21 protein-coding genes are annotated in these 17238 nt (G+C 71.5%); 13 read left to right on the top strand and 8 right to left on the bottom strand.

The genetic code is table 11. From position 1 onward, the window contains the following. Positions 1 to 9: 9 nt before the first annotated feature. The 6 genes from ASG40_RS00990 to ASG40_RS00965 form a co-directional block, all read right to left on the bottom strand. Complete coding sequence (locus ASG40_RS00990) at positions 10 to 1191, bottom strand: MSMEG_0565 family glycosyltransferase (RefSeq protein ID WP_055879093.1); 1182 nt, start codon at positions 1189 to 1191, stop codon at positions 10 to 12. Between the two features lie 4 nt (positions 1192 to 1195). After that, on the bottom strand, positions 1196 to 2179 hold the full coding sequence (locus tag ASG40_RS00985) for a sll0787 family AIR synthase-like protein (protein ID WP_055879090.1): 984 nt from the start codon (positions 2177 to 2179) through the stop codon (positions 1196 to 1198). Further along, positions 2176 to 2736, bottom strand: coding sequence for an MSMEG_0567/Sll0786 family nitrogen starvation N-acetyltransferase (locus ASG40_RS00980; RefSeq protein WP_055879087.1), 561 nt, complete (start codon positions 2734 to 2736; stop codon positions 2176 to 2178). The genes ASG40_RS00985 and ASG40_RS00980 overlap by 4 nt, the downstream gene beginning before the upstream one ends. Before the next feature lie 5 nt (positions 2737 to 2741). Continuing rightward, the gene (locus ASG40_RS00975) at positions 2742 to 3830 is read right to left on the bottom strand and encodes an MSMEG_0568 family radical SAM protein (RefSeq protein WP_055881042.1); all 1089 of its coding nucleotides are present in this window, start codon (positions 3828 to 3830) and stop codon (positions 2742 to 2744) included. After that, the gene (locus ASG40_RS00970; RefSeq protein ID WP_055879085.1) at positions 3775 to 4863 is read right to left on the bottom strand and encodes a Nit6803 family nitrilase; all 1089 of its coding nucleotides are present in this window, start codon (positions 4861 to 4863) and stop codon (positions 3775 to 3777) included. The genes ASG40_RS00975 and ASG40_RS00970 overlap by 56 nt, the downstream gene beginning before the upstream one ends. Before the next feature lie 76 nt (positions 4864 to 4939). Further along, positions 4940 to 5422, bottom strand: coding sequence for an MSMEG_0572/Sll0783 family nitrogen starvation response protein (locus tag ASG40_RS00965; protein ID WP_055881039.1), 483 nt, complete (start codon positions 5420 to 5422; stop codon positions 4940 to 4942). 356 nt (positions 5423 to 5778) lie between these two features. Between ASG40_RS00965 and ASG40_RS00960 the strand changes: the two genes are divergently transcribed. From ASG40_RS00960 to ASG40_RS00940, 5 genes are all read left to right on the top strand, one after another. Further along, on the top strand, positions 5779 to 7206 hold the full coding sequence (locus ASG40_RS00960) for an aminotransferase-like domain-containing protein (protein ID WP_156387494.1): 1428 nt from the start codon (positions 5779 to 5781) through the stop codon (positions 7204 to 7206). Between the two features lie 152 nt (positions 7207 to 7358). Beyond that, entirely contained in the window at positions 7359 to 8096 is a 738-nt protein-coding gene (gene gntA / locus ASG40_RS00955) for a guanitoxin biosynthesis heme-dependent pre-guanitoxin N-hydroxylase GntA (protein ID WP_055879081.1), read from the top strand. Continuing rightward, positions 8086 to 8691 (top strand): DUF1989 domain-containing protein, encoded by a 606-nt coding sequence (locus tag ASG40_RS00950; protein ID WP_055879078.1) that lies wholly within the window; start codon positions 8086 to 8088, stop codon positions 8689 to 8691. Before gntA ends, ASG40_RS00950 begins: the two co-directional genes overlap by 11 nt. Positions 8692 to 8791: 100 nt before the next feature. Beyond that, positions 8792 to 9466, top strand: a complete 675-nt coding sequence (gene rnhA / locus ASG40_RS00945) for a ribonuclease HI (protein ID WP_055879076.1) — start codon at positions 8792 to 8794, stop codon at positions 9464 to 9466. Then, a complete protein-coding gene (locus tag ASG40_RS00940; protein ID WP_055879073.1) occupies positions 9463 to 10053 on the top strand; it encodes a DNA-3-methyladenine glycosylase in 591 nt (196 codons plus the stop codon). The genes rnhA and ASG40_RS00940 overlap by 4 nt, the downstream gene beginning before the upstream one ends. A 115-nt stretch (positions 10054 to 10168) precedes the next feature. Here the strand turns inward: ASG40_RS00940 and ASG40_RS00935 are convergent, their stop codons facing one another. Next, complete coding sequence (locus ASG40_RS00935; RefSeq protein WP_156648254.1) at positions 10169 to 10369, bottom strand: hypothetical protein; 201 nt, start codon at positions 10367 to 10369, stop codon at positions 10169 to 10171. A 292-nt stretch (positions 10370 to 10661) separates the two neighbouring features. On the opposite strand from ASG40_RS00935, the gene ASG40_RS00930 reads away from it, so the two are divergent. The 3 genes from ASG40_RS00930 to phaR all read left to right on the top strand — a co-directional run bounded on the left by ASG40_RS00930 (position 10662) and on the right by phaR (position 12703). Continuing rightward, positions 10662 to 11066, top strand: coding sequence for a thioredoxin family protein (locus tag ASG40_RS00930; protein ID WP_244472223.1), 405 nt, complete (start codon positions 10662 to 10664; stop codon positions 11064 to 11066). Positions 11067 to 11181: 115 nt separating this feature from the next. Further along, positions 11182 to 11898, top strand: coding sequence for a cytochrome c biogenesis CcdA family protein (locus ASG40_RS00925; RefSeq protein WP_055879067.1), 717 nt, complete (start codon positions 11182 to 11184; stop codon positions 11896 to 11898). Between the two features lie 157 nt (positions 11899 to 12055). Continuing rightward, positions 12056 to 12703, top strand: a complete 648-nt coding sequence (gene phaR, locus ASG40_RS00920) for a polyhydroxyalkanoate synthesis repressor PhaR (RefSeq protein WP_055879064.1) — start codon at positions 12056 to 12058, stop codon at positions 12701 to 12703. Positions 12704 to 13101: 398 nt separating this feature from the next. Here phaR and rpmF read toward each other — a convergent pair whose 3' ends face one another. Beyond that, entirely contained in the window at positions 13102 to 13290 is a 189-nt protein-coding gene (gene rpmF / locus ASG40_RS00915; RefSeq protein ID WP_003601373.1) for a 50S ribosomal protein L32, read from the bottom strand. A gap of 273 nt (positions 13291 to 13563) precedes the next feature. Here rpmF and ASG40_RS00910 point away from each other — a divergent pair, with 273 nt between their 5' ends. From ASG40_RS00910 to lptB, 5 genes are all read left to right on the top strand, one after another. Continuing rightward, the gene (locus ASG40_RS00910) at positions 13564 to 13944 is read left to right on the top strand and encodes a ComEA family DNA-binding protein (RefSeq protein ID WP_055879061.1); all 381 of its coding nucleotides are present in this window, start codon (positions 13564 to 13566) and stop codon (positions 13942 to 13944) included. Positions 13945 to 14046: 102 nt separating this feature from the next. Further along, positions 14047 to 14673: a ribonuclease D gene (locus ASG40_RS00905; RefSeq protein ID WP_055879058.1), complete on the top strand. Its 627-nt coding sequence runs from the start codon at positions 14047 to 14049 to the stop codon at positions 14671 to 14673. A gap of 198 nt (positions 14674 to 14871) precedes the next feature. Beyond that, the gene (locus ASG40_RS00900; protein WP_055879055.1) at positions 14872 to 15618 is read left to right on the top strand and encodes a hypothetical protein; all 747 of its coding nucleotides are present in this window, start codon (positions 14872 to 14874) and stop codon (positions 15616 to 15618) included. Continuing rightward, positions 15615 to 16322, top strand: a complete 708-nt coding sequence (locus tag ASG40_RS00895; protein ID WP_055879052.1) for an LptA/OstA family protein — start codon at positions 15615 to 15617, stop codon at positions 16320 to 16322. The genes ASG40_RS00900 and ASG40_RS00895 overlap by 4 nt, the downstream gene beginning before the upstream one ends. A gap of 47 nt (positions 16323 to 16369) precedes the next feature. Beyond that, on the top strand, positions 16370 to 17215 hold the full coding sequence (gene lptB, locus ASG40_RS00890; protein WP_055881029.1) for an LPS export ABC transporter ATP-binding protein: 846 nt from the start codon (positions 16370 to 16372) through the stop codon (positions 17213 to 17215). Positions 17216 to 17238: the final 23 nt, after the last annotated feature.

Genomic DNA, 17238 nt, shown 5'->3' with positions numbered 1-17238 from the left:
TCTGGCCTCTCACGCATCGGACAGGGCGCGCTTGCGGTCGCCGCAGGTGGCGTAGGCCGCCACGTGCTTGGCGGCGCAGGCGCGCCAGGAGTGGCGTCCGGCGATACCGGGGCCCGCTGCGACGAGGCGGGCGCGCAGATCGGGCGCGAGGACCGCCAGCATCGCCGTCGCGATGGCCGGCACGTCCTCGGGGTCGACGAACAGGGTGTCGCCGGGCGTCAGGTACTCGGTGAAGGGGGCGAGATCGGCGACGATGGTCGGGGTCCCGCTCGCCATCGCCTCCAGCACGCTCAGGCCGAACCCCTCCTTGAGGGAGGGGAACACCAGGGCGTCGGCGAGGCGGTAGAACGCGGGCATCGCCTCCTGCGGCACCGGGCCGGTGCGGATCACCGCCCGGCCCACGCCGATGTCGAGCCCGGCCTGGTCGAGGGCCGCCCGGCACCGGGCCTGGTAGCCGGAATGGTCGAGGAGGGAGGCGCCGCCGACCACCACGAGCTGCGCCTCCGGCCTGTCGGCGCGGACGCGGGCGAAGGCCTCGATGATGCGAAGGGCGTTCTTGCGCTCCTCGAACCCGCCCACCGAGAGATAGACCGGTCCGGGCCCGATGCCCCATTCGGCGCGCAGGGCCGCGTCGCGCTCGCTCGGGACGGGACCGTAGGCGCTGGTGTCGACGCCGTTGCCGACGCTGTCGGCGCAGAGCCCGTAGTCGCGCTTGAGGGTCTCCTGCCACAGGCGGCTGACGCACAGCAGCCTCGTCGCCTCGTAGATCGCGCGGTCGTGCCAATAGGCGAGCTGCGGTTCGGCGAACTGGTCGAGGTGGTGCACGGTGCGCACGAAGGCCGGGATCAGCCTGCGGCGCATCAGGGTGGTCAGCGCGTTGCCGCTGATCGCGTCCTGGGCGTGGAACACGTCGAAATCGCAGGCCGCGGGCGAGGCGAAGTGGCGCTGGTAGTCGGCGATGCGCGCGCCCACCAGTTCGGCGGTGGAACCGGCCATGGGCCGGGCCGCCACCGGGACGGTGCGACAGCGGGCGGCGCGGAAGAAGCCCTGGCCGCCGGGATCGGGCGCATGCACCACCGCGTCGTGGCCGAGTTCGGTCAGCGCCTCGCCGAGGCAGAGCGCATGGACCACGCCCCCGCGCGGGTTGGTGGAATGGGTGAGGATCGCGATGCGCAACGGACGCTCTCTCATGGGCTCATGATCCTGCGCTCATGCCGCCGCAGCCGATCAGGGGACTGCCGGCGAAGTCCCAGACCACGGCCTCCTCCTCGCCCGCGACGATCCGCACCACCCGGCTCGCATCGACCGTGCCGATCGCGGAAGCCGCGATCCCGCGGGCCGTGAACCGGTCGAGGACGGCTCCGAGCCGGTCGGGCGCCACGCTCAGGAGGTAGCCGTAGCTCGGGAAGGCGGTGAGCCAGCGGGCGAGGGGGACGTCGGGGGGGCGCGGGATGCGGTCGAGGACGATGGCCGCCCCGACGCCCGAACATTCGAGCAGCATCAGCGCGGTGCCGACGACGCCGGCCATGCTGATGTCCTTGCCCGCTTCCGCGAGGCCGTCCTCGGCGATCTGCGCCAGCAGGCCGACGTCGGCGCGCAGGCGCCCGGGCGGGGCGCCGGTGGCGGCGTCCCAATAGGGATGCGGCTCCCGGAACCGGCCCCGCAGGTCGATGGCGGCGACGAGGAGGTCGCCGGGTCTCGCGGCAAAGCTCGTCAGGAGCCGCTCGGCCCGGCCGAGGATCGCCACGGCGAGGTGCTCGGCGCCGGCGCGGGCGTTGGTGTGGCCGCCCACCACCGGCACGCCGTAGGTCTCGGCCCCGGCCCGCAGGCCCGCCAGGATCGGTTCGGCCTGTGGCCGGTCGCGGCTCCACAGGGCGTCCACCACCGCGATCGGCCGGCCGCCCATGGCCGCGATGTCGCTCACGTTGACCATCACCCCGCAGAAGCCCGCGAAATACGGGTCTGCGGCGACGAAGCCGTCCAGGAAGCCCTCGATGGCCAGGAGCAGGAAGCCGTCGCCGTCCCGGATCGCCGCGCAATCGTCGCCCAGCGGCACCGCCGCGTCCCTGTCGCCGAGGCCCAGGCGGGCGACCACCGCGTCGATGTCGCGCTTGTGGGCGACGCCGCGGCCTTCGCGGATGCCGCGGGCGATCTCGGCGAGGGTCGGCACGACGGTCATCCAGGTCCCCCGCCGCCCGCCCGCCGCAGCAGCGTCACGAGACCGGTCTCGGGGTCGGCCATGGCCGGGTAGCGGGTCAGATCCGCCTGCATCAGAGCATGCGGCAGGCCGTGAAGGTCGAGGGTGTCGAGGGCGACCCAGTGCAGGGCCTCGAACAGGGCGACGTTGCGGTCCTGGACGTGGGCGAGGAAGCGGGTGCAGCCGCGCGCATGGGCGGAGGCCACCGCCACGTGGATGAGCCCGGCCCCCAGCGCCCCGGTCCGCCGGTAGTCGGCCGCCACCGCCAGGCGCGAGCCCCACCATTCGCCGGGGGTCTGCGTGTCCGCGTGGATGCGCACGGTGCCGACGACGGCATCGGCCTCGCCGCCGAGGGTGGAGAGGGCGCAGATCGGGATCGCCCGGGCGTCGACGGCGTCGGCATCGTCGCCCGGAAACACCGCCTGCTCCTGGCAGAAGACCCGCCGGCGCAGGGCGGCGGTGCCGGCCCGCTCCCAGTCCGAGGTCGCGAACTTGATGCGGAAGTGGCTCGGCCGATAGGGCGGGACCGGCTCGAACATCGCGCTCACCGCTCGTAGGCCGAGAGCGCCGAGCAGGCGCCGCAGCGGCCGCAGCCGGCCTTGATGTCGGTGGAGCGCAGGCCGGCCGCCGCCAACATCCGCGAGAGCGGCTGCAGGATGTCGTGCATGAACGCCGGCGAGGGGGCGGGGTGGCTCTCCAGCGGGGTTCCCGAGATCGGCACGAACGGCACCACGAAGGGGTAGACGCCCATGGCGATCAGCCGCTCGGCCATGGCGAGAACCGCCTCGCGGGTGTCGCCGAGACCGGCCAGGATGTAGGTGGAGACCTGGCCGCGGCCGAACACCGGCACGGCGGCGGCGAAGGCCTCGTCGTAGCGTTCGAGCGGGACGTCGGCCTTGCCGGGCATGATGCGGGCGCGCACCTCCGGCGTCACCGCTTCGAGGTGCATGCCGAGGGTATCGATGCCCGAGGCCTTCATCCGCTCGAACCAGCGGTCGTCGTCGGGGGGCTCGCATTGCGCCTGGATCGGCAGGTCGACGGCGGCCTTCACGGCGAAGGCGCTCTCGCAGAGCACCTCCGCGCCGCGGTCGGTGGCGTTGGGCGTGCCCGTGGTCATGACCATGTGTTTGACGCCGTCGAGCAGCACGGCGGCGCGGGCGACCTCCGCCAGTTGCTGCGGGCTCTTGCGGGCGACGGTGCGGCCGGCTGCCAGCGACTGGCCGATGGCGCAGAACCGGCAGGTCTTGGTGCGGCTGGCGTAGCGGATGCAGGTCTGCAGCACGGTGGTGGCGAGCACGTCGCGCCCGTGCAGCACCGCGATCTGCGAATAGGGCACGCCGTCGAGGGTCTGCAGCGCATGGAAGCGCGGCTTGCCGGGAAAGCTTACCCGGCCGATCACCTCGCCGTCGTGCTCGATCGCGCTCGACCCGTCGGCGTCCGGCCGGCGCACCAGGTAGGGTGATCCGAAGGCTCCGGCGGTATGGACCGGCACCATCACGGTGCGGCCGGCGATGGTCAGCGCCTTGTGGTCGCTCGGCCCCGCGCCGCCGCGCCGGCTCTCGGCGCCGTGGCGGGTGTCAGCCAGCCTGACCCCGAACGACTGCAAGGCGTTGATCAGGCGCTCCGTCGGCATGCCCGGATGGGGCAGGCCCCGGGTGACGGCCGGGATGGCCGGAGTGGTCAGCAGCGGGCTGTCGCTCATGGGTCTGGCTCCGGTCGTGAGGGGGCGCGTCGCGGGTGGTGACGACGGTGCGGGCGGGGCGGGCGTCGTGGTTGAGGCTCAGCAGTTCGGGGCGGGCGTAGTGCCCGACCGAATCCATCATCCGCTTGCGCTTGGTCACCAGCGCCATGTCCATGTCGGCGATCAGGATGCCCTCGCCCTGCATCATGGGCGGCGCCAGGTGCCGCCCCTCGGGCGAGACGATGGCGGTGCAGTTGCCCCCCCGCAGCGCCCCGCGCAGGGTTTCGTCCGGGCAGATCGCGGCGATCTGGTCGTCCCTGAGCCAGCCGGTGGCGTTGACGACGAAGGCGCCGGCTTCCAGCGCGTGGTGACGGATCGTCACCTCCATCTGGTCGGCGAAGACTTGGCCGACCATCGATCCGGGAAATTGCGCCGCGTGGATCTCCTCGTGCTGGGCCATCAGCGCGTAGCGGGCGAGCGGGTTGTAGTGCTCCCAGCAGGCCAGCGCCCCGACGCGGCCCACCGCCGTCTCCACGACGGTCAGCCCGGCCCCGTCGCCCTGACCCCAGACCATCCGCTCGTGGTAGGTCGGCGTGATCTTTCGGCGTTTCAGCAGCAGCGCGCCGTCGGCGTCGAAGACGAGCTGGGCGTTGTAGAGGGAGCCGTGGTCGCGCTCGTTCACCCCGAGCACGATCACCGCACCGGCTTTGCGCGCCGCGGCCGACACCGCCTGCGTCACCGGGCCGGGCACCGTCACCGCGCCCTCGTAGAGCCTGAGGTGCGCCGGCCCCTGCGCCGCCGGCGGAGCGATGAACGAGAAGTACGGGTAGTACGGCACGAAGGTCTCGGGGAACACGATGAACCGCGCGCCCTTGCCCGCCGCCTCGTCGATCGCCGCGAGCACCCGGTCCAGGGTCGCGGCCGGATCGTCGAGGTCGGGGGCGATCTGGACCGCCGCCGCCCGCACGATGCGTTGTTCGGACATGGGTGGGGTCCTCGGCATTGAGCTCCGTGGTGCGCCTGTCCCTCCCCCTTTTTGCGGGGGAGGGTTCGGTCGGGCGTCAGACCGTCCAGGTGTCGATCACCACCGCGTTGTCGCGCTTGTGCAGCAGGACGAGGTCGAGGACGTCGGTGGGGGCGATCGGGCGGATGCCCTCGATCAGCGAGGGCTCGCCGTGGCCGTAGAGGGCCTGGAGCGCGAAACGGCAGGCGTAGACCTTGCCCCCCTCCGCGATGAACTTGGCGATCTGGTTGTTCATGTTCATGTGGCCGGGGAAGGCCTCGTCGCCCAGCGTCGGGAAACCGCGCTGGATGCCCAGCGTCACGCCGGGGCCGTAGAGGAGAACCGAGGTCTCGAAGCCCTTGCGCAGCAGGCGGGTCGCCTGGAGCAGGTTCACGAAGCCGATCGAGCCCTCGAAGGCGACGGTGTGGAAGGTCACCAGCGCCTTCTGGCCCGGCTCGGCCTTCACGTCCTCGAAGACCTTCTCCTCGTAGTCGACGAAGTAATCGCCCTTCTTGTGGTGTTCGGCGCTGACGGCGGGCATCGGTTCCACTCCCGGAAGACCAGTCTTGACCGCGACATCGGCCGAGTCGGCGGCGTCACCGGGATTGGCAAGGCGTGTGCCAGCCGCCGCGGTCGTCGCGTCCGGGCGATGGTGCCTTGGGAAATGCGGTCAATCGGCCGGTCAATATCGGAGGACGCGGCGTGATCGCGGATTCGGCAGCGATGCACAACGACACGGCGTCTGCTGCATCGCGTGGCACTGTCACGGAGATTGTCATCGGATATACTTGTATGAATCGAACGGTTCGGTCGTCGTTCCATGGGGTCGACATGCCGGCACGGCGATTGCGATCCGGTCAATGTACGATTGATTGCATGATGACCGGACCGAGCAGGATGACCAGGACCGCACGACCCGACACCGGAGCCGCCGCCGGAGCGTGGACGCCCGATCTGCGCCCCTGGGGCAAGCCGCATTATCTCGCCCTCGTCGAGGCCATCGCCGACGACGTCCGCACCGGGCGGCTCGCGGCGGGCCGGCGCCTGCCGCCCCAACGGGTGCTGGCCCAGCGTCTCGGCCTCAACTTCACCACCGTGGCGCGCGGCTACGTCGAGGCGCAGCGCCGCGGCCTCGTCGAGTCGCGGGTCGGCCAGGGCACCTTCGTGCGCGGGCCCGCCGCCGCGCCGAGCCAAAGGCGGGAGGCGAGCCAGCGCCGCCTCGGCCCCGTCGACTTCACGATGAACCTGCCGCCCGAGCCCGACGACCCGGCCCTGCTCGCGCGGATGCAGGCGGGGCTGGAGGCGGTCTCGCACGACCTGCCCAACCTGCTGCGGTACCAGGGGTTCGGCGGCACCCTCGAGGACAAGGAGGCCGCCGCGGCCTGGCTCGCCCAGCGCGGCATGGTCGCGCCGCGCGACCGGCTGCTGCTCTGCCCCGGCGCGCATGCGGCGCTCGCCGCGATCCTCGGCCTCGTCGCCAGGCCCGGCGACACCATCTGCGCCGAGGCGCTCACCTACCCCGGCCTGCGGGCGCTGGCCGCCCACCAGGGCCTCAAGGTCGCCGGCCTGCCGATGGATGCGCACGGCATCGACGCGGATGCCTTCGCGGCGGTCTGCACCCGGCTCGCCCCCAAGGCGCTCTACCTCAACCCGATCCTGCAGAACCCGACGACGCGCACGATCACCCGCGAGCGGCGGGAGGCGATCGTGACCGTGGCCCGGCGCTACGACGTCGCCATCGTCGAGGACGACGCCTACGGCTTCGTGCCGGAGGCGCCGCCGCCGAGCTTCTACGCGCTGGCCCCCGAGATCACCTACCATGTGGCCGGCCTCTCGAAGTGCCTCGGGGCCGGCCTGCGCCTCGCCTACGTCCTGGCCCCGAGCGCCCGGGCCGCCCTGCCGCTCACCGCCGCCCTGCGCGCCGCGACGGTGATGGCCTCGCCGATCACCGCGGCGCTCGCCACCCGCTGGATCGAGGACGGGACGGCCGCCGCCGTCCTGGCGTTCGTGCGGGCCGAATCCCGGGCCCGCCAGGCCATCGCCGCCGCCATCCTGCCGCGGGAGGGCGTCACCGCCGATCCCGAGGGCTTCCATCTCTGGCTGTCGCTGCCCGAGGGCTGGACGCGCTCGGCCTTCGCCAGCCAGGCCCGGTCCGCCGGCCTCGGCACCGTGACGAGCGACGCCTTCACGGCGCTGGGGCCGCCGCCCGAGGCGGTGCGGATCTGCCTCGGCGGCATCGCCGGGCGGGACGAGATCGCCCAGTCCCTGGAGGTCATCGCCCACGCGCTGGGCCGATCGCCGGCGCTCGCCTCGGCTTATATCTGAGCGGTCCTGCCATGGCCTACCCGGCCTGTGCCGCACCGACGCGGCGTCGGAACATCGCTCGCCTCCCCCGGTTGGCGACTCCCGACAGCCAACGACGAGCGACCCGTTCCACCATGGACCACCTGCGTTCCTGCGTTCTGCCAACGTCCGCGATGACGATCCCCACCAACGACGGCGAGCATCCCCTCGCGGTCGAATTGCGGGCGTTCATCAAGGCGCCGGATTTTCCCTGCGTCGGTGCCAAATCGGCGATCGCGCGGGGGCAGTTGCGGATCCTCGTGGCCCGGGACATCGCCTCCGGCTGGGACGACATGCGGATCTACCCCGCCCTTCTCGCCTTCATCTGCCGGTACCGGGCGCGACCGGACCTGTTCCAGAGTTTCGCGGTGATCTTCGAGGGGCCCGACGCGACCTCCGAGGAGGCGTTCGAGCGGCATCTCTGGGCCCGCGCCCAATCGCTCTCCGACAAGGACGGCTTCCTCGGGCAGCGCTACGACGCCAGCGTCGATCCCGACCCCGAGAACCCGCATTTCTCGCTCTCCTTCGGCGGCGAGGCGGTCTTCCTCGTCGGCCTGCATCCGGGCGCCAGCCGCCCGGCCCGGCGGTTCTCCCGGCCGGTCATCGTCTTCAACCTGCGCGCCCAGTTCGAGCAGCTGCGCCAGGAGGGCCGCTACGAGACACTGCGCTCCTCGATCCTGTCGCGGGACGTGGCTCTCGCCGGCTCGATGAACCCGATGATCGCCCGCCACGGCGAGGCCTCGGAGGCCCGGCAGTACAGCGGGCGCGCGGTGGGCGAGGATTGGGCGTGCCCGTTCAAGGGCAGAGATATCTCGGGTCGGGCCACGTCCGGGGCCGACGAGCGTGCCAAGGGGGGGCGAGATGCCGCGTGAAACCGTCCGCGGCGAGATCCCGCCCCGCTCCGGCACCGCCTTCACCCTCGGCAAGGGCGACCGGCTGCGGGTGATCGACCCGGAGGGCGAGCAGGTCGCCGACCTGCTGGCCTTCGCCCGCGCCGACCTCGACGAGGTGATCTCCTCCGGGCGCACCCTCGACTACGCCAGCCGCATCTACCTGACCACCGGCGACCCGATCTACTCCAACCGCTCGACCGTGCTCCTGCGCATCGTCGAGGACACCGTCGGGCGCCACGACTTCCTGCTGACGCCGTGCTCGGCCGACACCTTCCGGATCATCTACGGCGACGAGGCGCCCCATCGCGGCTGCTTCGGCAACCTCGCGGCGGCGCTCGCACCCTACGGCATCGCGCCCGACCGCATCCCGGTGGCCTTCAACGTGTTCATGAACGTCATCGTCGACGGGACGACCGGGGCCCTGCGCGTCGAGGCGCCCTTGAGCCGCGCGGGCGACAGCGTGACGTTCCTGGCCGAGACCGACCTCGTCATCGGCCTCACCGCATGCTCGGCGCTGCAGTCGAACAATTACGCCTTCAAGCCGATCCGCTACGAGATCGAACCGGCTGCCTGACCGGACGCGGCGGGAACGACGGCCTGTCGCGCTCGTCCGTCCGTGCTAAGGGCGACGCCCCGCGCCGACGCGAAGCGCCCAACAGGTCGATGTCTTACCCATGCGAACCATCGTCTATGCCGACGGCGGCTGCGATCCCAACCCCGGCCCCGGCGGCTGGGGCGTCGTCATCGCCGGCCCGGAGGGCCCGGTGGAACTGTGCGGCGGCGAACGCGGCACCACCAACAACCGCATGGAGCTCACCGCCGCGATCCGGGCCCTGGAGCACTTCCCCGAGGGTGCCGCGATCGAGATGCGCTGCGACAGCCAGTACGTCGTCAAATCCGTCACCGAGTGGATGAAGGGCTGGAAGGCCCGCGGCTGGCGCACCGCCACCGGGCCGGTCAAGAACATCGACCTGATGCAGCAGCTCGATGCGCTGGCGGCCAGGCGCGACGTGCGCTGGACCTGGGTGCGCGGCCATGCCGGCGAGGACGGAAACGAGCGTGCCGACCGCCTCGCCACCCGGGGCCGGCGCGAGGCCCTGGGCCTCGCCGTCGAACCGCTGGCGCCGGTGTTGCCCACCGCTGCCGCGCCGGCCGAGGCGGCGCCCCCGCGTGAGCCGCGCACGACGCCGGTGGCCATCGACGCAGGGCTCGGTCTGGAGATCTCCCGGCGCTGCAAGCTCGCCGGGGTGACGCCGCGGGCCTTCGTCGAGGATGCGGTGCGGCTCGCCCTGGAACTCGGGCCCGAGGGCATCGCCCGCGCCAGGGCCGCCGGCGCCAAGGGTCCGTGATCGCACCCCTCGGGCCGGCCTTCTTCGACCGGCCCGTCGTCACGGTCGCCGCCGATCTCGTCGGCTGCCTGCTGTCGGTGGAGGGGGTGGGCGGCATCGTCGTCGAGACCGAGGCCTACGACCGCACCGATCCCGCCTCGCACAGCGTCAACGGGCAGACCCGGCGCAACGCCGCGATGTTCGGCCCGCCGGGCCACGCCTACGTCTACCGCTCCTACGGCCTGCATTGGTGCCTGAACCTCGTGTGCGAGCCGGGCAGCGCGGTCCTGATCCGGGCCCTCGAGCCGCGCGCCGGCATCGCGGCGATGGAGGCCCGGCGCGGCCTGTCGGCCCCGCGCCTGCTCTGCGCCGGACCGGGCCGCCTGACCCAGGCCCTCGGCATCACCGGTGCCTTCGACGCCCGCCCCCTCGACGACGACGGTTTTCGCCTGCTCGGGTCCCCGACGCCGGTCCCGGTGGTCGCCGACCGGCGCATCGGCATCAGCCGGGCGGTGGATCGACCGTGGCGGTTCCTCGCCGAAGGCTCGCGCTTCGTGAGCCGGCCGCCGTCCCGCTTCCGTGTGCCATTCGGCGACGGTGCGGCCTGATAGGGTTTCTGCTTGAATCAAGCGGGAACCCTATCACCGAGCCCGCGCGGCGCCTGAGCGAAGCCCATTTCCGCATCACGAAGTGATCACCCGGAAATGGGATGAGGTGCCGGTTTCAGCGTCGGGCCGGCGATCCCGCCGCTGTCGCGACCCGGCGCGTGCGGCCGGCGACGATCAGGCCCGACAGGCTGGCCGCACCCAACAGCAGGACCGCGGTCCCGTGGGCGACGGCCACATGCAGCGGGTCGGCGATCGGCCCCATCACCAGGCCGACGCCGATCAGGACGAATCCCAGGCGTTGAAGGAGAGGCGTCATGGTCATGGCTCGTTCCGGGCTCGGCCGTTGCAGTCGGGAAACGATGGCCGGTCCGTATTGCCCGGATGTTTCCGGGCGATGGCGCGGGAACCCGCAGGTGCGGCCACGCACGCAGCCGTGACGGGAGACGCCGGCCCCGGTCGCAGACGGATGCGGCGCCAGGGCGTATGTAACTTACCGTGAGCCGCCGCGAACGGTCCAGCGAGGTGACTTGCCGCGATGCCGGAGACTGGCTGGCCGGCGGGCCCGCCGACCGCCCGGAACCACCGTTTCACGGGCCCCCGCCCTCGTCATGACAAGGCCGTTCCCGATGCTGCGCCGCTCGCTCCTCGCCCTTGCCCTTCTTTCCGCCCTCCCGGGCGGGCCGGCTTTTGCCGCCGAAAGCGTGCGCTTCACGCCCGAGGCCTTCGCCGCCGCCCAGGCGGCCGGCAAGCCGATCCTCGTGGAGGTGAGCGCGCCGTGGTGCCCGATCTGCCGGTCGCAGAAGGCCGTCCTGGCCAAGCTCGGCCGCGATCCGCGCTTCAAGGACCTGCGGATCTTCGACGTCGACTTCGACAGCCAGAAGGACGTGTTGCGCCGCTTCGACGCGCGCATGCAGAGCACCCTGATCGTCTTCAAGGGCGCGACGGAGACCGGCCGCTCCGTGGGCGAGACCCAGCCCGAATGGATCGAGGGCCTGCTGGAGAAGGTCCTCTAAGCATCACTCTGCGAAATGGTCTGCGGTTCGCAGGAGAAAATGATGCCCTATCAAGGAGATCTAAACAGGCATTCGTGGGGCGACCCACGCGTGCCTGTTTAGGGCCGACGCTGCCATGGGCACCCTCGGTCTCGCCTTCCTCGCCGGCTGCCTCTCCATCCTCTCGCCCTGCGTGCTGCCGCTGCTGCCGCTCGTGCTGGGGGCGGCGGCCACCGAGCATCGCTACGGCCCCGTGGCACTCGCGGCCGGTCTCGCCGTGACCTTCACGGGGATCGGGCTGTTCGTCGCGCTGGTCGGCTTTTCCCTCGGCCTCGACACGGACGTCTTCCGCACCGTCGCGGCGGTGCTGATGCTCCTCGTCGGGCTGGTGCTGATGGTGCCCGCCGCCCAGACCCGGCTCGCGGTGGCGGCCGGGCCGGTGAGCGACCGTGCGCAGGCCCGCTTCGGCGGCCTCTCGACGACGGGCCTGTCGGGACAGTTCGGCGTCGGGCTGCTGCTCGGTGCCGTCTGGAGCCCCTGCGTCGGCCCGACGCTCGGCGCCGCCTCGCTGCTGGCGGCGCAGGGGCGGGACCTCGGCCTCGTCGCCCTCACCATGCTGTCGTTCGGACTGGGGGCGGCCGTGCCGCTCCTCCTGCTCGGCCTCATCTCGCGCGAGGTGATGATGGCCTGGCGCAACCGGATGATGGCGGCGGGCAGGGGGCTCAAGGCCGCCCTCGGCCTCGTCCTCGCGGTCACGGCCGGCGCCATCCTGCTCGGCCTCGACAAGCGCCTCGAGGCCGCCCTCGTGGCCGCCTCGCCGGATTGGCTGACCGCCCTAACCACCCGGTTCTGAGGCGGCCGCTTTCGCGTTCGGCACTATTCTGCGGGGATGGGCGACAAATTGCTGTTTTCGTCGCCACACGAAAGCCTTAAGGTCTCGGACAGGACACGCATCCATGCCGGTCACCCGCGACCGGGCCGGGGAGAGATTGCGTCGGGAGAGACCGCAGATGGCGGAAAACGGCAAGGCCCATCACACGGTCATCAAGAAATACGCCAACCGGCGTCTCTACCACACCGGCACCTCGACCTATGTGACCCTCGAAGACCTTGCGGGGATGGTGCAGGGGGGCGAGGACTTCCTCGTCTACGACGCCCGCAGCGGCGACGACATCACGCGCTCGGTGCTGACGCAGATCATCTTCGAGCAGGAGAACAAGGCCGGCGAGGACAACCTCCTGCCCGTGGCGTTCCTGCGCCAGCTCATCCGCTTCTACGGCGACAGCATGCGCACCATGGTGCCGAGCTTCCTGGAGTTCTCGATGGCGAACTTCGCCAGCGACAAGCAGGGCCTGCGCGAGAAGATGACCCAGAGCTTCGCCCCGAGCGTGTTCCAGAACGCCATGGAAGAGCAGGTGCGGGCCAATATGAGCTTCTTCGGCGATGCCATGAAGATGTTCACGGCCTTCGGCACCGGCCCGCTCTCGGGGATGAACAAGCTGCCCGGCGGCGCCGCCCAGGTGTCCGGGGGCCAGGTGTCCGGGGCCCAGGTGCCCGCCGTCCAGGCGGCAACGCCCGCCCAGGCCAGCGACCTCGACGATCTCAAGCGGCAGATGGCCGAGATGCAGTCGCGCCTGGAAGACCTTGCCAAGAAGTAGGGTCGTCGCCCGGTCCGGCGGCTCGCGCGGCGAGGCCGTCCGCGCGAAAGGTTGACGAAAGGTTAACGGCGGCCCAAGCCTTGCGCATCCCACCGCATTCACGCGGAAGGCGGATGCGATGTGGCAGCCTGAGACAGATCGACGTTCCGAACCGGCACGAACCGGCGCCCTGGTCGTCCAGGGTGGGTCGAGCGCGGCACAGCGGCCGCCGCGCGGCCGGCCGCTCGCGGGCTTCCTCGCCCAGCTCATCGTCAGCGCCGACCCGGGCCTCAGGCCGTCGCGGGGAGACAGAACGCAAAAAGCCGCATCCTGCTACGCCGAAGCGGCGCGGATGCGGCTTTCACGATAACGAACGGCAACCGAAACCCGTCGCAGTGGCGCGACGGGCGTTTCGCGCCTCAGGCCTCGGCCGACTTCACCTTGAGGACCTGACGGCCCCGGTACATGCCGGTCTTCAGGTCGATGTGGTGCGGACGGCGCAGCTCGCCCGAGTCCTTGTCCTCGACGTAGGTCGGGGCCTTGAGGGCGTCGGCGGACCGGCGCATGCCGCGCCGCGAGGGAGAGGTTTTACGCTTCGGAACGGCCATGATCGGGTCCTGCTACGGCAAAAGGGTGCCCGGGCGCCTTCCCCTCCGGGAGAGAAAAGCCGCAGCACCGTCTTCGAAAGAAGATTCGTCGGCAGCCTATAGCGTGGCACGGGGCCGCTGGCTAGGCCCGGCCGTTCGGTCGGTGGCCGTCCGCCGTCTGTTCGCTCAACCGCAGCCATTGCCGGCGTTAAGCGACGGTTCAACCGCGGGGATCCCTTATCGTCCACGGACGGCGCGGCAGCGCGCTTGCGTCGTCGCTTCGGGAGAAACCCCATGACGTCCTCGCTTCTGCGTACCCTCACCGTCCTGTCATGCCTCGTGGCGGCCCCCGCCCTGGCGCAGTCGCAGACCCCCTCCGCGCCGGCCCCGACCGCACCGACGGTGGCCCCCGTCGCCCCGCCGAAGGCGCCCGTCGCACCCGAGGTCGCCAAGCAAGATGCAGGCAAGCAAGATGCGGGCAAGCACGCCCTGATCAACCTCAACAGCGCCACCGCCGCCGAACTCGACGCGCTGCCCGGCATCGGCGCCGCCCGTTCCGAGGCGATCGTCAAGGGCCGCCCCTACAAGGGCAAGGACGAGCTGGTCTCCAAGAAGATCCTTTCCGAGAGCGTCTATGCCGGCATCAAGGACAAGGTCATCGCCAAGCAGAAGTGACGCGGTTCGGGCGGACGAGCCGGTCTTGTCCGCCCCCCGGTGGGATGTTAGGCGCGCCCATGGCTGCAGCCGCCGGCCGGAACCGAGGTCAGACCCCTCCCGATGCCGCCTCCGCCGATCACCCGCCTCCACCGCGGCGACCTGCCCTCCGGCTATCGGCCGGGCCCCTCCATCGCCATCGATACCGAGACCCTGGGCCTCAACCCGCAGCGGGACCGGCTCTGCGTCGTGCAGGTCTCCCGCGGCGACGGCGAGGCCGACGTGGTCCAGATTGTGCCGGGCGGTCCGGCCCCGGTCGTGCTCGCGGGCGTGCTCGCCGACCCCGACGTCCTGAAGATCTTCCACTTCGGGCGGTTCGATCTCGCGGTCCTGTTCCAGGCGCTCGGCGTGATGCCCGCCCCCGTCTATTGCACCAAGATCGCCTCGAAGCTCGCCCGCACCTACACCGACCGTCACGGTCTCAAGGACGTCGTCCGCGAACTCGTCGGCGTCGATCTCTCCAAGCAGCAGCAATCCTCCGATTGGGGCGCGGAGACCCTGAGCCAGGCGCAGGTCGATTACGCGGCCTCCGACGTGCTCTACCTCCACGCCGCCCGCGCGCGGCTCGACGCCATGCTGGCCCGCGAGGGACGGACCGAGCTGGCGCGCCACTGCTTCGCCTTCCTGCCGACCCGCGCGCGCCTCGACCTCGCCGGCTGGCCGGAGACCGACATCTTCGCGCATACATGACGGGACCTGCGTAGTCGGACCTTTGATCGGGTGCGCCGCCGCACATCGAGTGCGGCCCTCGCGCTCCTGCCGGCGCCGGCCATTGATCATTCCTCAACGAGGAGGTCATAACTTCGCCATGGGCCGCGCGCATCCGCGGCCGGCCGGGACCCGCCCGGTATCGCGGGGGGCATCCGCGCCGGTTTTCTCAGGACATCCATGCAGGGGCTCGAGGCCATCGGGACGACGGGGCTGACGGGGGCTGGCGGCAACGCCTCGCGTACCCGCGCCCATGCCCGTGCGCGCAACCACAGCGCCCGCGTGCGCCGCCTGCGCGTGCTGATCCCGGCCGCGGCGATCCTGTCGCTGGGCTCGCTCGCCGCCGTCACCCTGTTCAATCCCTTCGGCCATATCGCGCCGGGGGTGACCATCGGCCCGGTCAGCCTCTCGGGCACGAAGGTCAAGATGGAGAGCCCGCGGCTGTCCGGCTATCGCAAGGGCACGCGCGGCTACGAGGTCACCGCCGACGCCGCCCTGCAGGACGTGCGCAAGCCGACCCTCATCGAGCTTCAGGTCATGAAGGGCCGCCTCGACACCGACGACAAGGGCGGACTCGCCCATATCGAGGCCGCCACCGGCCTGTTCGACACCGCCAAGGAATCCCTCACCCTCGACCGGGACATCCGCCTCTGGACGGACAAGGGCGAGGAGGTCCGGCTGAAGTCCGCGGCGGTCGACTTCAAGACCGGCAGCATCGCCTCGCACGAGACCGTGACGGTGACGGTCCCGAGTGGGTCGGTGGTGGCCGACAGCCTCGACGTGGTCGACAACGGCCGGGTGATCTCGTTCGTCGGCAACGTCCGCACCGAGTTCCATGCCGCCGAAGCGCCGCGCAAGGCCGATGCCGCGGGCCTGCGCATCCGCACGACGGAGGCCGTCGCGCCGGCCGACGGAGCGCGGCCATGACGCGGGCGACGGGACGCGCGATCGCGGCCGCGCTCCCCCTTGGGGCCGTGCTCGTATTCCTCTCGGTCGGCGCGGTCCTGGCGCAGGCGGCCGCTCCCGCTGCGTCCGCGACGGCGGCCCAGCCCAAGAAGGACAAGGATCGCGGCGGTGCCGTCGGTGCGCTCGGCGGCGGCAAGGAGCCGATCAAGATCGACGCCGACCGCCTCGACGTGTTCGACCGCGAGAACAAGGCGGTGTTCGCCGGCAACGTGGTGGCGGTACAGGGTGACAGCACCATCCGCTGCTCGACCATGACCGTGCGCTACAAGCGCGGCAAGGAGAAGGGCGAGAAGGCCGAATCGCCCGAGGGCGAGGCCCCGAAACCCGCGGGCGCCATGGGCGAGAACGGCATCCAGCGGGTCGAATGCGCCGGGCCGGTGACGGTGGTGCAGAAGGACCAGGTCGCCACCGGCGACAGCGCGGTGTTCGACCAGGAGGCCAAGCGCATCGTGCTCACCGGCAACGTCGTGCTGAGCCAGTGCCAGAACGTCACCCGCGGCTCCCGCCTCGTCTACGACATGTCCACCGGCCGCGCGAACATGGACCCGGTGGCGGGCGGTCGCGTCTCGGCGCTGTTCGTGCCGCAGCGGGAAGACGGCCCCAAGGGCGCCAAGGGCTGCGCGACGCCGGCCGCGGCCGGCAAGCCCCGGGCCCAGGCGAATTGAGCGCGGCCCTGCCGTCGTCCTCCGTCGAGGCGGTGCCCTCCCGCCTCATGGGCCGGGTCGCGGCCGCCCGCGGTCCCTCCCTGTTCGGCCGCCTGCTGGGTCGCCGCAAGCACTCCGACCACGGGGCCGAGGCGGTCGTGGCCGACGGCCCCTCCGAGGACGGCGGCGGCCCCGGCATCCTCTCGGTGCGCGGCCTGCGCAAGAGCTACGGCGCGCGCACCGTCGTCCACGAGGCCGGCCTCACCGTGCGCAACGGCGAGGCCGTGGGCCTGCTCGGCCCCAACGGGGCCGGCAAGACCACGATCTTCTACATGATCACCGGGCTCGTCTCGGCCGATCGCGGCTCGATCAGCCTCGACGGCCTGCCGATCACCCATCTGCCGATGTATCAGCGCGCGCGCCTCGGCATCGGCTACCTGCCGCAGGAGGCCTCGATCTTCCGTGGCCTCTCCGTCGAGGACAACATCCGCGCGGTCCTCGAGATGGTGGAGCCCGACCGCAAGGAACGCGACCGCAAGCTCGATTCGCTCCTCGAGGAGTTCGACATCGCGCGCCTGCGCAAGTCGCCCTCCATCGCCCTCTCCGGCGGCGAGCGGCGGCGCTGCGAGATCGCCCGCGCCCTGGCCTCCTCCCCGACGTTCATGCTCCTCGACGAACCCTTCGCCGGCATCGACCCCATCGCGGTCGGCGACATCCAGGACCTCGTCAAGCATCTCAAGCAGCGCGGCATCGGCGTCCTGATCACCGACCACAACGTGCGCGAGACCCTCGGCCTGATCGACCGGGCCTACATCGCCCACTCCGGCCGCATCCTCACCGAAGGAACGCCCGAGGAGATCGTCGCCAACGAGGACGCGCGGCGGTTGTATCTCGGCGAGGATTTCCGGCTTTAAGCCACCCGGTAGGCTGATGCGAT

The organism is Methylobacterium sp. Leaf399 (genome assembly GCF_001424525.1).
Classification (GTDB): domain Bacteria; phylum Pseudomonadota; class Alphaproteobacteria; order Rhizobiales; family Beijerinckiaceae; genus Methylobacterium.
Note: the sequence above shows the minus strand (reverse complement) of the source record. Positions and strands in the feature narration are given on the sequence as shown.

What these genes read in the sequence shown, in the direction of transcription:
- ASG40_RS00990 (WP_055879093.1), bottom strand. Translation starts at nt 1,191, where the DNA reads ATGAGAGAGCGTCCGTTGCGCATCGCGATCCTCACCCATTCCACCAAC.
- ASG40_RS00985 (WP_055879090.1), bottom strand. Translation starts at nt 2,179, where the DNA reads ATGACCGTCGTGCCGACCCTCGCCGAGATCGCCCGCGGCATCCGCGAA.
- ASG40_RS00980 (WP_055879087.1), bottom strand. Translation starts at nt 2,736, where the DNA reads ATGTTCGAGCCGGTCCCGCCCTATCGGCCGAGCCACTTCCGCATCAAG.
- ASG40_RS00975 (WP_055881042.1), bottom strand. Translation starts at nt 3,830, where the DNA reads ATGCCGACGGAGCGCCTGATCAACGCCTTGCAGTCGTTCGGGGTCAGG.
- ASG40_RS00970 (WP_055879085.1), bottom strand. Translation starts at nt 4,863, where the DNA reads ATGTCCGAACAACGCATCGTGCGGGCGGCGGCGGTCCAGATCGCCCCC.
- ASG40_RS00965 (WP_055881039.1), bottom strand. Translation starts at nt 5,422, where the DNA reads ATGCCCGCCGTCAGCGCCGAACACCACAAGAAGGGCGATTACTTCGTC.
- ASG40_RS00960 (WP_156387494.1), top strand. Translation starts at nt 5,779, where the DNA reads ATGACCAGGACCGCACGACCCGACACCGGAGCCGCCGCCGGAGCGTGG.
- gntA (WP_055879081.1), top strand. Translation starts at nt 7,359, where the DNA reads ATGACGATCCCCACCAACGACGGCGAGCATCCCCTCGCGGTCGAATTG.
- ASG40_RS00950 (WP_055879078.1), top strand. Translation starts at nt 8,086, where the DNA reads ATGCCGCGTGAAACCGTCCGCGGCGAGATCCCGCCCCGCTCCGGCACC.
- rnhA (WP_055879076.1), top strand. Translation starts at nt 8,792, where the DNA reads ATGCGAACCATCGTCTATGCCGACGGCGGCTGCGATCCCAACCCCGGC.
- ASG40_RS00935 (WP_156648254.1), bottom strand. Translation starts at nt 10,369, where the DNA reads ATGACGCCTCTCCTTCAACGCCTGGGATTCGTCCTGATCGGCGTCGGC.
- ASG40_RS00930 (WP_244472223.1), top strand. Translation starts at nt 10,662, where the DNA reads ATGACAAGGCCGTTCCCGATGCTGCGCCGCTCGCTCCTCGCCCTTGCC.
- ASG40_RS00925 (WP_055879067.1), top strand. Translation starts at nt 11,182, where the DNA reads ATGGGCACCCTCGGTCTCGCCTTCCTCGCCGGCTGCCTCTCCATCCTC.
- phaR (WP_055879064.1), top strand. Translation starts at nt 12,056, where the DNA reads ATGGCGGAAAACGGCAAGGCCCATCACACGGTCATCAAGAAATACGCC.
- rpmF (WP_003601373.1), bottom strand. Translation starts at nt 13,290, where the DNA reads ATGGCCGTTCCGAAGCGTAAAACCTCTCCCTCGCGGCGCGGCATGCGC.
- ASG40_RS00910 (WP_055879061.1), top strand. Translation starts at nt 13,564, where the DNA reads ATGACGTCCTCGCTTCTGCGTACCCTCACCGTCCTGTCATGCCTCGTG.
- ASG40_RS00905 (WP_055879058.1), top strand. Translation starts at nt 14,047, where the DNA reads ATGCCGCCTCCGCCGATCACCCGCCTCCACCGCGGCGACCTGCCCTCC.
- ASG40_RS00900 (WP_055879055.1), top strand. Translation starts at nt 14,872, where the DNA reads ATGCAGGGGCTCGAGGCCATCGGGACGACGGGGCTGACGGGGGCTGGC.
- ASG40_RS00895 (WP_055879052.1), top strand. Translation starts at nt 15,615, where the DNA reads ATGACGCGGGCGACGGGACGCGCGATCGCGGCCGCGCTCCCCCTTGGG.
- lptB (WP_055881029.1), top strand. Translation starts at nt 16,370, where the DNA reads ATGGGCCGGGTCGCGGCCGCCCGCGGTCCCTCCCTGTTCGGCCGCCTG.